Origin of the sequence: Bacillus sp. GB_SG_008, from assembly GCF_052038115.1 — a bacterium.
Lineage (GTDB): Bacteria > Bacillota > Bacilli > Bacillales > Bacillaceae_G > Bacillus_A > Bacillus_A rhizoplanae.
On sequence record NZ_JBPZSK010000001.1, the window covers coordinates 393,602 to 404,951 of the forward strand.

Consider the following 11,350-nt stretch of genomic DNA (forward strand, 5'->3'; position numbering starts at 1 on the left):
CATGTTACATCAATTTTCACGTAATGAATTAGCCTTCGGAAAAGAAGGTATTGAAATATTAAAAAATAGTACAGTTGGTATTTTAGGAATTGGCGGCGTTGGTTCGTTTGCAGCAGAAGCGTTAGCGCGTTCTGGCGTAGGTCGTCTTGTATTAGTTGATAAAGACGTTGTCGATATTACAAATGTTAACCGTCAAATCCATGCATTACTTTCTACTGTGGGTCGTTCGAAAGTAGAACTAATGAAAGAGCGTATTGCTGATATTAACCCAGACTGCGAAGTTATCGCATTAGAAATGTTTTATACAGATGAAACATACGAAGAGTTCTTTAAATATGGTTTAGATTTCGTAGTGGATGCATCTGATACAATTACGTTCAAAATTCATTTAATTAAACAGTGCTTGCGACGTAAAATTAAAATCATTTCAAGTATGGGTGCAGCAAATAAAATGGATCCGACTCGTTTCCGCATTGCTGATATTTCCAAAACACATACAGATCCAATTGCAAAGGTCATTCGCACAAAGCTTCGTAAAGAGGGCATTAAAAAAGGTGTGAAGGTTGTATTCTCTGACGAAAATCCGATTGTGATTCGTGAAGATATTCGTAAAGAAATCGTTCCAGATGAAAACGCAAAAATTCGTAAAGCGAAATTACCACCGTCCTCTAACGCATTCGTTCCGTCTGTGGCAGGCTTAATTATGGCAAGTCATGTCGTACGTGAACGTTTGAAGGATATAGAAGTAAAGCGTGTGGGACAAGAGTAAAAAAGAGAGGTGCTTATGCATCTCTCTTTTTTACTGTGAAACAATATCTAAATTTCCGTTCTGATCCATTTTAAAAATCGGTGCCATTTGCTCTTTTGGCTCGTCTAATATAACAAGCTTGCGAGCGCGGTCCATAATTCTGACAAGTGTTTCATAGTCTTCTTGTACAGATTGTTGTTGCTTCTTCAACGTTTCAAGCTTTTTCTCTAATTCTTGATTTGTTTTTCGCTGTTTTTCGAGCTGATGGTGTAATGTTTCGTTTTCAGTTTGCAACTTCTCTAATCGTGGATTGTTTTGTTCAACGTTTTGAAGAAATGAAATTACATCTTGCATCGTAAGCGATGGTTGATTTACGCTGAGTTCTTCTGAAAACTCAGCATCAATTACGACAGTTTTCTTCGGCTTCAAGCGTGATATTTGCTGTTTTTGCTCCGTTGCTTGTATCCGCTTCAATTCTTTTCGCTGTTTTTTCGCAATTTGTACAGCTTCTTCATAGGTTTGCCGAACTTCTGCATTCCAACGAAAGCCGCAAGCAGCGGATGTTCGGTTTAATTGATCGCCAATTTCATCAAATGCTTTTAATTGGGTGCTGCCCTCGCGAATATGACGTAAAACGGTTTCTGCTAGAAGTAAATCTTCTTCTCCAGTCCATGCATCTTGGCGCATTTTCATTGCGAAACCCCCATATTTCATGTCGTTTTCGCTTATATTACCCTTTTCATTCACTTTTATACGAATGTTGCAATCTTTCATAAACAGAAGCGAGTGCTTGTTCAAATTTTCCTGTTTTCTTTGGTTTATAGTATTGTTTGTTTTTTATTTTATCTGGCAAGTATTGTTGTTGAACCCATCCATTTGGATAGTCGTGCGGATATAAGTAACCAATACCTCTTCCGAGCGTTTCAGCGCCTTTATAGTGACTATCTTTTAAATGGGAGGGGACATCGCCTGTGTGTCCATTTCTAAGATCATGTAAGGCTTCATCGAGTGCTTTATATGCTGAATTTGATTTTGGTGATAAACATAGTTCAATGACTGCATTTGCAAGCGGAATACGAGCTTCTGGAAAGCCAACGCGTTCTGCGGATTCAATGGCAGCTAGCGTACGCGGCCCAGCTTGTGGGTTTGCAAGCCCGATATCTTCGTATGCCATAATAAGTAATCGTCTGCCGATACTTTGCATGTCACCAGCTTCAATAAGGCGGGCTAAATAATGAAGGGCTGCATTTACATCGCTTCCGCGAACTGATTTTTGGAAAGCTGACAATACATCATAATGTGCATCACCGCTTTTGTCGTGTACAAAACTTTTTTTCTGTAAACATTCTTCAGCTATTTCAAGTGAGACTTCTACTGTTTCTTCATTTGTTGTAAAGCTAGATAAGACAGCGAGCTCAAGCGCATTATAAGCAGAGCGCATATCACCGCCCGATGCGTTTGCAAAATGAAGCAGAGCTTCATCTGTTACTATTACATTGTACTCTCCTAGTCCTTTTTCCTCATCTGTTAAAGCGCGTTTTAATCCTTGTAAAATATTTTCTTCTGTTAAAGCGTGTAACTCAAAAATTTGACAACGGCTCCGAATAGCGGAATTAATTGCGTGAAATGGATTGCTTGTTGTTGCCCCGATTAATGTAATGAGTCCGCTTTCTAAGTGAGGAAGAAGAAAATCTTGTTTTCCTTTATCTAACCGATGTACCTCATCTAAAATTAAGATAAGGTGTCGGTGCATTTTTGCTTCTTGGACAACAACTTCCATATCTTTTTTATTATGAGTAACGGCATTTAATAGGCGAAAAGGCATACCGATGCTGCCGGCAATGGCGCTTGCAATGGATGTTTTTCCTGTTCCAGGAGGTCCGTATAAAATCATTGATTGTAGATGCTTTGCTTGTACCATCCGCCATAAAATTTTGCCTTCGCCCACTAAATGTTCTTGTCCGATAACTTCTGTAATATTGGTCGGACGCATTCGATGCGCGAGTGGTTGTTTCATATGTTCTCTCTCCTTCAGTGACCGTTCGTTGTTTATCCCGCTATTCGCGGGCAGTAATACTCCCACCTCAAAATTTGGTAAAGCATTGTCCAGCTCCAGTGGCTAGAATGTTCGGTGGCTTCGCTTCTTCCTACGAGGTAAAAAACACCTCTACGTCAGAAGCTCCATCCCCCTCACATTCTGAACGAGCCACTTCCGCATTTCTTCGTTGTCCAGCTCTAGCGGCTAGAATCTCCGGTCGTTTCGCCCCCCTCGGACGAGGCAAAAAGCGCCTCTCTGTCGGGGGCTCCAACGCCCTGCGATTCTGAGCAAGCCGCTTCCGCTTTTCTAAAGAAGTTAGATGGGAGATAAACTGCCCGTAAAAGCCCGATTGGTGAGGGCTAATAATCAGTGGGGGATAAAGAAAACCCCCACTGATTAAAGTTTCACTTTATGTTATAAATTCCGAGTTATTTGATATATTTATATGTTATCATTTCTGTTAGAAAAGTTGAAATTTCTTATCATACTATATTATGCTATAATTTCAAAGGATTTTGATTTCAGAGAGTGTTCTTCCTACTAAATAAAAGAATAACTAGCCAAGTAAAAGTGAAAGATTTGAAAAGAGGTGCAACATATATGAAAATCTCAACAAAAGGCCGTTACGGTTTAACGATTATGATTGATCTTGCAAAAAAATTTGGAGAAGGTCCAATTTCATTAAAATCAATTGCTCAAGCGCATGATTTATCAGAGCATTATTTAGAGCAACTAATTTCGCCGCTTCGTAATGCCCGTCTTGTAAAAAGTACACGCGGTGCATATGGTGGTTATGTATTATCGGATCAACCAATTAACATTACAGCTGGTGATGTCATTCGTGTATTAGAAGGTCCGATTAACGTAGTAGAAATGTTGGATGAAGAAGAACCCGCACAGCGTCAGCTTTGGATACGTGTTCGTGATGCGGTACAAGAAGTTCTTGATAGTACAACGTTAGAAGACTTAGTACGCTATGAAGAAGAAAACAACGGTGGTTATATGTTTTACATTTAATTCCGTGTGTAACGATTTGGAAAGAAGGAGATATAATGGAACGCATTTACTTAGATCATGCTGCGACATCTCCGGCTCACCCAGAAGTAGTCGAAAAGATGATTCCATATATGACAGAAGCATTTGGTAACCCGTCAAGCATCCATTTCTTTGGGCGCCAAGGCCGTCATGCAGTTGATGAAGCAAGACGTGCGTGCGCGCGCAGCATCCAAGCAAATCCAAATGAAATTATTTTTACAAGCGGCGGTACAGAGGCTGATAATTTAGCTCTTCTCGGCGTAGCTCGTGCAAATCGTAAGAAAGGAAATCACATTATTACGACATCGATTGAGCATCATGCGATTTTGCATACATGCAATGTGTTAGAGCGGGAAGGGTTTGAAGTGACGTATTTACCTGTTGATGAAACAGGGCGTATTCGTATTTCTGATCTGCAAGAGGCATTAACAGATCAAACGATTCTTGTATCGATTATGTTTGGAAATAATGAAGTGGGTACAGTGCAGCCGATAGCAGAAATTGGTGCTTTATTAAAAGAACATGATGCTTATTTTCATACAGATGCAGTACAGGCATACGGTTTAACAGTAATTGATGTAAAAGAGCTTGGCATTGATTTATTATCAATCTCTTCCCATAAAATTAACGGTCCAAAAGGTGTTGGCTTTTTATATGCAGGGCAGCATGTGAAATTTGAACCGCTGTTAACAGGCGGAGAGCAAGAGCGAAAACGCCGCGCTGGTACAGAAAATGTGCCGGGAATTGTCGGGCTGTGGCAAGCTGTTTTGTTAGCGGAGCAAACTCGTGAGCAAAAAATTGCCCAATACAAGGAATTTAAAGATATAATGATATCTGTCTTTAAACAAGAAGACATTACTTTCGAGGTAAACGGAAGCTTCGAGCATAGCTTGTCACATGTGTTAAATATAAGTTTTACAGGAATGAATATTGAGTCATTTCTTATGAATCTGGACTTAGCAGGAGTTGCGGTTTCAAGCGGCTCTGCTTGTACAGCCGGCTCTATTGATCCATCACATGTGCTCGTGGCGATGTTCGGAAAAGAATCCGATAAAATACGTTCATCCGTACGTTTTAGCTTTGGTCTTGGGAATACGAAAGAACAAGTCGAAAAGGCAGCGTACGAAACAGTGAAGATCGTGAAGCGATTAACACAAAATTAATATAGGAGGTGACATGATGAACAAACTACCTCACGAAACACGCGTTGTCATCGGGATGTCCGGTGGCGTTGATTCATCTGTAGCAGCAATGCTATTAAAGAAGCAAGGCTATGATGTAATCGGAATCTTTATGAAAAACTGGGATGATACGGACGAAAACGGCGTATGTACAGCAACAGAAGACTATAACGATGTCATTGAAGTATGTAACCAAATTGGAATCCCGTATTATGCAGTCAATTTTGAAAAACAATATTGGGATAAAGTATTTACGTACTTTTTAGATGAATACCGTGCTGGGCGTACGCCAAACCCAGATGTAATGTGTAATAAAGAAATTAAATTTAAAGCATTTTTAGATCATGCAATGGCGCTTGGTGCAGACTATGTAGCAACAGGACACTATGCACGTGTAGCGTATATTGATGGTGAGTATAAAATGCTCCGCGGCGTTGATGATAATAAAGATCAAACATATTTCTTAAATCAACTAGGTCAAGACCAATTATCAAGAACAATGTTCCCGCTTGGTGAGTTAAAGAAGCCACAAATTCGTGAAATGGCGAAAGAAGCAGGTTTAGCAACAGCGGCGAAAAAAGATAGTACAGGTATTTGCTTTATCGGAGAGCGCAATTTTAAAGACTTTTTAAGTAACTATTTACCAGCGCAACCAGGTAAGATGCAAACATTATCTGGCGAAGTCAAAGGAAAACATGACGGTTTAATGTATTATACAATTGGACAACGTCACGGCCTTGGCATTGGTGGCAATGGTGATCCATGGTTTGCTGTTGGGAAAAACTTGAAAGAAAACATTTTATATGTAGAACAAGGATTCCATAATGAGCTGTTATATGGTGACGAAGTGTTTGCTACAAATGTAAGCTGGGTAAGCAATAAGCCGAAAGAAAAAGAATTTACATGTACAGCAAAATTCCGCTATCGTCAAGAGGATAACGCTGTAACGGTTCAAATTGTTGATGAGAATACAATTCGAATTCTTTGTGATGAGCCAATTCGTGCTATTACACCTGGACAAGCAGTGGTCTTCTATGATGGAGATGAGTGCTTAGGCGGCGCGACAATCGATGAAGTATACCGTAATGGTAAGAAACTTGATTATTTAGGATAAGAAAGAAAAACCTCTGCCTTGTACCGGTCAGAGGTTTCTTTTTAGTAAAGGCGAATTTTTGTTCGTTGTAAAAATAGATTCTTTGTTATAATTTGTTGTAGAGGTGAGGAATATGTCAAACAAGCTTGAAACAGGCATTCAATATATGCAAGAAGGAAACTGGGAAGAAGCAGCAAAAAATTTTACAGAGGCCATTGAGGAAAACCCAAAAGATGCACTTGGTTATATTAACTTTGCAAATTTATTAGATGTATTAGGGGACAGTGAGCGTGCTGTTGCCTTTTATAAACGCGCGATTGAATTAGATGAAAAATCTGCTACAGCGTATTATGGACTAGGAAATATATATTACCAGCAAGAGCTTTTTGCACAGGCAAAAGAAACGTTTGAGAAAGCGATGCAAGCAGGGCTGCAGACCGGAGATGTTTCGTTTATGCTTGGCATTACATATGTGCAGCTTGGAAATGACCGCTTAGCACTGCCATTTTTACAACGTGCAGCTGAGTTAAATGAAAGTGACGTTGAAGCCATTTTCCAATGCGGATTATGCTTTGCGCGTCTAGAACATGTAAAAGAAGCAAAACCTTATTTTGAAAAAGTTGTAGCGCTTGATGAAGAATATGCAGATGCCTATTACAATTTAGGTGTTGCGTATGCGTTTGAAGAAAAGAGTGAGAAGGCGCTGGCAATGTTTAAGAAAGCTGTAGCTATTCAACCAGATCATTTTTTAGCAGGTAACGGTATTCGTTTATTAGAGCAAGACGTATAAACCGGAAAGGAGGGGAACGATGGGAAATCAACATGCAATGGATTTGTTTGAGGAAGAGCAGAAGTTTATAAAAGCACAAGTTCTTCATACCATTTTCCACAACGAAGAAAACCTCTATTCCGTTGTCAGTATGAAAATTATTGAAACGAATGAAACATATGACGAAAAAAAAGTTATGATAACGGGTTACTTTCCCCGGATGCATGAAGATGAAGTGTTTACACTAACTGGTCATTTTAAAGATCACGCGAAGTATGGGAAACAATATCATATTGAAACGTTTAAAAAAGAATTGCCGCAAACAAAAACAGGAATGGTGCAATATTTAGCGAGCGATTTATTTAAAGGAATTGGGAAACGAACGGCTGAAAAGATTGTTGATCATCTTGGTGAACATGCGATTTCGAAAATTATGGATGATCCCGCAGCTTTGGACGGAATTGTAAATAAGCAAAAAGCGCAGGAAATATACGATACGATTATTGAACATCAAGGTCTTGAAAAAGTGATGAGCTTTCTAAGTGGTTATGGATTTGGAACGAAACTTTCTATTAAAATTTATCAACAGTATAAAGAAATGACGCTTGAAGTCATTCGGAATAATCCGTATCAGCTCATTGAAGCGGTAGATGGTATTGGTTTCGGACGAGCTGATGATATTGGACGAGCGCTTGGCATTTCTGGTAATCATGCTGATCGTGTACGTGCGGGATGTTTTTACACATTAGAGCACGTTTCGCTGCAAGAAGGTCATGTATATATGAACAAAGACCAGTTAGTGCAACAAACAATGGAGCTATTAAATAAGCAAGAAACGGCTGTTACAGAAGAAGATGTATTGCAATGCGCGGAAATGATGCAAGGGGAAGGCAAAGTGATTATAGAAGATGAGCGTGTGTATTTAGCTTCCTTGTATTATTCCGAAAAAGGTGTTGTTGCCTCTATTCATCGTTTGCTTACGCAAGAAGAGCTTCCTTCGTTTCCTGAATCGGAATTATTGTTAACGCTTGGGAAAATTGAAGAACAGCTCGGAGTGCAATATGCACCGCTTCAGCAAGAAGGTATTCAAACAGCTCTTCATAAACCGATGATGATTTTAACAGGAGGGCCTGGTACAGGAAAGACAACTGTTATTAAAGGGATTGTAGAAATGTATGCTTCTCTTCATGGCTTATCACTAGACCCGAAGGATTATAGTGATGACAATCCGTTCCCTATTTTATTAACAGCGCCGACGGGCCGTGCAGCAAAACGAATGAGTGAATCAACAGGCTTGCCTGCTTGTACCATTCATCGTCTGCTTGGATGGACACCGGAAGGGTCGTTTCAGCGTAATGAGCATGATCCTGTTCAAGGAAAATTACTCATTATTGATGAGTTTTCCATGGTTGATATTTGGCTTGCGAATCAATTGTTCAAATCATTGCCATCCACCATTCAAGTCATCATCGTTGGAGATGAAGATCAATTACCATCTGTTGGTCCTGGACAAGTGTTGAAAGATCTATTAGAGTCGAACGTTATTCCGACGGTAAAGCTTACGGAAATATATAGACAAGCGGAAGGTTCATCTGTTATTCAACTTGCCCATGCAATTAAGAAGGGTGTGTTACCTCCTGATGTAACACAGAACAAAAAAGATCGTTCATTTATTGCGTGTGCAAGTACGCAAATTGTTGAGGTTGTTAAGCAAGTGTGTGAAAACGCAAAAACAAAAGGATTTAGTGCGCGTGATGTACAAGTGTTAGCTCCTATGTACAAGGGGCCAGCGGGTATTAATATCTTAAATGAAGCGTTGCAAGAAGTGTTTAATCCGAAAAAAGAAAAAAGTCGTGAAATTGCATATGGCGAGGTTGTGTACAGAGTGGGAGATAAAGTGCTTCAACTTGTTAATCAGCCGGAAAGTCAAGTGTTTAACGGCGATATTGGAGAAATTGTATCGGTCTTTTATGCGAAAGAAAATGTAGAACAGCAAGATATGGTTGTTGTTTCTTTTGACGGTATTGAAGTAACGTATATAAAAGCAGATTTAAATCAAATTACACATGCGTATTGCTGTTCCATTCATAAATCACAAGGAAGCGAATTTCCGATTGTGATTATGCCTGTTGTGAAAAGTTATTATCGCATGCTGCGCCGCAATTTAATTTATACAGGGATTACACGCAGCAAAAAGTTTTTAATTATGTGCGGAGAGGAATCGGCGTTTCAATCTGGTGTAAACCGACTTGATGATGCACTTCGTCAAACAACATTATGCGACAGGTTACAAGGAAAAACAGAAGCAACTGAGATTGTGACAGAAGAGGGTCTCGATGTGGAAAACATTTCACCGTATGATTTTATGTAACGAGGTGAAATTATATAGTGTAATGCAGTTCTTCTCATGTATAAACATATATAGTTTGGACATAATGGCGTAATAGAATACGGGAGATTGTAAGGAGATGAACGCCATATGTTCAGTTGTCCAAACTGTAAAGGAAAAGATATTGGAAAAATCGGTGTGAATCAATATTATTGCTGGAACTGCTTTATTGAATTATCGATTTCAAAGGGGAAAATTCATACACATCAAGTCGAAGAAGACGGTTCATTAAGTTCTTTAGATGATTTGTTTGATGAGAATGAACGAACAATCGGCTAATAAGGAGAGTGTTAACTTTGAAATTGCGCTCATCATTAATTGCATTAGGTGTAGGAGCAGCAGCATATCAATATGCACGTAAGCAAGATGTATTTTCAAGACGAAATATGAAAAGAGCACGTAAAATGCTTAAGTCTTATTTATAATTCCCATTATACATGCATGTTTCAGATGCAAAAAAAGCTCCTTAATTTTAGGGAGCTTTTTTACGTGCTTGTATAGAGATAAAATAGTCCAATTTGGGAGAATAGATGAGAAAGTCCGTAGCAGCCAAGCCCTAGTACACCATAATACCAGAGATGCCTGGCACGTTCTTGTGTTGAAGAAGGAATGAAAAAGCCTTTCCAAATGCCAAATCCAATACATACCCATTCTAATAGCATGCAAAGTGCGGAAAGCCCCAGCATTAACCAAATCATTTTACGCCTCCTAACTTTGTTGAACTAATCGGACTTTTACGGACAGTTATCCCTTACCTATCTTCTTCGGGTTCCTCACAATCTTGAGGTGAGGATCTTACTGTCCGCGAATAGCGGGATAAATAATAACGAGGACAAGAAATGCTATGAAATTGCACTTGTTAATTTGAGTATATGTATTCTTCTACAAAACAGTAAGAATACCTACAAAAAAACCTCAGCAGGGTGGGGTTTTTTAATTTTTACACATAACCTTCTTTATTTCTCTTCAAACTAAGAAATAGAGGAGGTTTTTCTATTGAAGAATCTTAAAATTATTTGGATTTACCGGTTAGGTTTATTATTGCTAATTTTTTTATGCTTGCTTGTTTTTTTGAAAATCAAGCCGCTTTGGGCACCGATTTTATATGTGTTTAAGGTTGCTATTACACCATTTTTAATTGCTTGTTTTATTGCTTATTTATTACATCCGCTTATCGAAAAATTGCACGAAAAAGGTGTGCCACGAACACTTGCTATTTTGCTCATTTACATTCTTTTCTTCGGCGGTCTTGGATATGGTGTGTATAAAGGAACGCCGGCTGTTATTGCACAGTTGCAAGAAATGAACGAACAATTTCCTCAAATTGTAAATATGTATGAAACATGGACGGATGGAGTAAATGAGCAAACTGAAAATTTTCCTGAGTTTGTGAATGAGAAAATTAAACAAATCTTTGCGGGAGTTGAAGGGAAGATACAAGCGCTTTTAAATAAAGTGATGAGCACGGCAAGAGGGATACTTGATTCACTCCTTATTATTTTTTTAATTCCATTTATCGTATTTTACATATTAAAAGACTACGGTGAATTTTATCGTATTTTTTGGAAGCTTGTACCGAGTAAGTGGCGCAAGAACGGTCAGCAGTTAGCGAAAGAAATTGATAAGTCTCTTGGAAATTATATTCGCGGACAATTATTTGTTTGTTTAATTTTAGGAGGGGTCTCTACGCTATCATTTTGGTTCATCGGAATGAAATATCCGCTTCTCTTAGGGATTATCGTTGGGGTTACTGACATTATCCCGTATTTCGGTCCTATTTTAGGAGCAATTCCAACATTAATGATTGCCGCGACAGTATCAACGAATTTAGTTATTAAAGCTGGAATTACGCTTGCAATTTTACAATTTGTTGAGAGTAATATTTTGTCTCCCTATATTGTAGGAAGATCTCTCCGGATGCACCCTGTTGTCATTATGCTTGCACTGCTTGTTGGAGGTGAAATTGGCGGCATTGTAGGACTGTTGCTATCCGTACCACTGTTAGCAATTCTTCGCACTATTATTGTACATGCGAAGCCATTTTGGAAACATTGACAAATGGAAACTGATTCGCTACAATTTGTGCATATAGTATAT

Annotated in this window: 12 protein-coding genes; 9 read left to right on the forward strand and 3 right to left on the reverse strand. The window is 38.9% G+C overall.

Annotated features, from left to right (window positions below):
* The first annotated feature begins 1 nt into the window (after position 1).
* Positions 2–769 carry a tRNA threonylcarbamoyladenosine dehydratase gene (locus ACTDJC_RS01875; RefSeq protein WP_098307987.1) on the forward strand — a complete coding sequence of 256 codons (768 nt, stop codon included), beginning with the start codon at positions 2–4 and terminating at the stop codon, positions 767–769.
* Positions 770–799: 30 nt separating this feature from the next.
* On the opposite strand, the gene ACTDJC_RS01880 is transcribed toward ACTDJC_RS01875, so the two are convergent.
* Both ACTDJC_RS01880 and ACTDJC_RS01885 read right to left on the reverse strand, forming a co-directional pair.
* Positions 800–1,441, reverse strand: a complete 642-nt coding sequence (locus ACTDJC_RS01880; protein ID WP_253630482.1) for an RsfA family transcriptional regulator — start codon at positions 1,439–1,441, stop codon at positions 800–802.
* A 46-nt stretch (positions 1,442–1,487) separates the two neighbouring features.
* Positions 1,488–2,765 (reverse strand): replication-associated recombination protein A, encoded by a 1,278-nt coding sequence (locus tag ACTDJC_RS01885; protein WP_440602535.1) that lies wholly within the window; start codon positions 2,763–2,765, stop codon positions 1,488–1,490.
* A gap of 621 nt (positions 2,766–3,386) precedes the next feature.
* On the opposite strand from ACTDJC_RS01885, the gene cymR reads away from it, so the two are divergent.
* The 7 genes from cymR (at position 3,387) to ACTDJC_RS01920 (ending at position 9,678) form a co-directional block, all read left to right on the forward strand.
* Positions 3,387–3,803, forward strand: coding sequence for a cysteine metabolism transcriptional regulator CymR (gene cymR, locus ACTDJC_RS01890; RefSeq protein WP_090916825.1), 417 nt, complete (start codon positions 3,387–3,389; stop codon positions 3,801–3,803).
* A 35-nt stretch (positions 3,804–3,838) separates the two neighbouring features.
* Complete coding sequence (locus tag ACTDJC_RS01895) at positions 3,839–4,984, forward strand: cysteine desulfurase family protein (protein ID WP_440602536.1); 1,146 nt, start codon at positions 3,839–3,841, stop codon at positions 4,982–4,984.
* 16 nt (positions 4,985–5,000) lie between these two features.
* Positions 5,001–6,116 (forward strand): tRNA 2-thiouridine(34) synthase MnmA, encoded by a 1,116-nt coding sequence (mnmA, locus tag ACTDJC_RS01900; protein ID WP_098307979.1) that lies wholly within the window; start codon positions 5,001–5,003, stop codon positions 6,114–6,116.
* 112 nt (positions 6,117–6,228) lie between these two features.
* A complete protein-coding gene (locus tag ACTDJC_RS01905) occupies positions 6,229–6,885 on the forward strand; it encodes a tetratricopeptide repeat protein (RefSeq protein WP_253630479.1) in 657 nt (218 codons plus the stop codon).
* Positions 6,886–6,904: 19 nt separating this feature from the next.
* Positions 6,905–9,235 (forward strand): SF1B family DNA helicase RecD2, encoded by a 2,331-nt coding sequence (gene recD2, locus ACTDJC_RS01910; RefSeq protein ID WP_440602537.1) that lies wholly within the window; start codon positions 6,905–6,907, stop codon positions 9,233–9,235.
* A gap of 108 nt (positions 9,236–9,343) precedes the next feature.
* Positions 9,344–9,532 (forward strand): hypothetical protein, encoded by a 189-nt coding sequence (locus tag ACTDJC_RS01915; protein WP_020060848.1) that lies wholly within the window; start codon positions 9,344–9,346, stop codon positions 9,530–9,532.
* A 17-nt stretch (positions 9,533–9,549) separates the two neighbouring features.
* The gene (locus ACTDJC_RS01920) at positions 9,550–9,678 is read left to right on the forward strand and encodes a YrzQ family protein (RefSeq protein ID WP_098307973.1); all 129 of its coding nucleotides are present in this window, start codon (positions 9,550–9,552) and stop codon (positions 9,676–9,678) included.
* A 60-nt stretch (positions 9,679–9,738) separates the two neighbouring features.
* Here ACTDJC_RS01920 and ACTDJC_RS01925 read toward each other — a convergent pair whose 3' ends face one another.
* Positions 9,739–9,951 (reverse strand): hypothetical protein, encoded by a 213-nt coding sequence (locus tag ACTDJC_RS01925; RefSeq protein ID WP_098307971.1) that lies wholly within the window; start codon positions 9,949–9,951, stop codon positions 9,739–9,741.
* A 280-nt stretch (positions 9,952–10,231) separates the two neighbouring features.
* On the opposite strand from ACTDJC_RS01925, the gene ACTDJC_RS01930 reads away from it, so the two are divergent.
* Positions 10,232–11,308, forward strand: a complete 1,077-nt coding sequence (locus ACTDJC_RS01930; RefSeq protein ID WP_176524550.1) for an AI-2E family transporter — start codon at positions 10,232–10,234, stop codon at positions 11,306–11,308.
* The last annotated feature ends 42 nt before the right edge of the window (positions 11,309–11,350 follow it).

Bases quoted from the DNA above. Each gene is read 5' to 3' on its own strand.
- ACTDJC_RS01885 (WP_440602535.1), bottom strand. From the start codon at position 2,765: ATGAAACAACCACTCGCGCATCGAATGCGTCCGACCAATATTACAGAA.
- recD2 (WP_440602537.1), top strand. From the start codon at position 6,905: ATGGGAAATCAACATGCAATGGATTTGTTTGAGGAAGAGCAGAAGTTT.
- ACTDJC_RS01880 (WP_253630482.1), bottom strand. From the start codon at position 1,441: ATGAAAATGCGCCAAGATGCATGGACTGGAGAAGAAGATTTACTTCTA.
- mnmA (WP_098307979.1), top strand. From the start codon at position 5,001: ATGAACAAACTACCTCACGAAACACGCGTTGTCATCGGGATGTCCGGT.
- ACTDJC_RS01905 (WP_253630479.1), top strand. From the start codon at position 6,229: ATGTCAAACAAGCTTGAAACAGGCATTCAATATATGCAAGAAGGAAAC.
- ACTDJC_RS01925 (WP_098307971.1), bottom strand. From the start codon at position 9,951: ATGATTTGGTTAATGCTGGGGCTTTCCGCACTTTGCATGCTATTAGAA.
- ACTDJC_RS01875 (WP_098307987.1), top strand. From the start codon at position 2: ATGTTACATCAATTTTCACGTAATGAATTAGCCTTCGGAAAAGAAGGT.
- ACTDJC_RS01895 (WP_440602536.1), top strand. From the start codon at position 3,839: ATGGAACGCATTTACTTAGATCATGCTGCGACATCTCCGGCTCACCCA.
- cymR (WP_090916825.1), top strand. From the start codon at position 3,387: ATGAAAATCTCAACAAAAGGCCGTTACGGTTTAACGATTATGATTGAT.
- ACTDJC_RS01915 (WP_020060848.1), top strand. From the start codon at position 9,344: ATGTTCAGTTGTCCAAACTGTAAAGGAAAAGATATTGGAAAAATCGGT.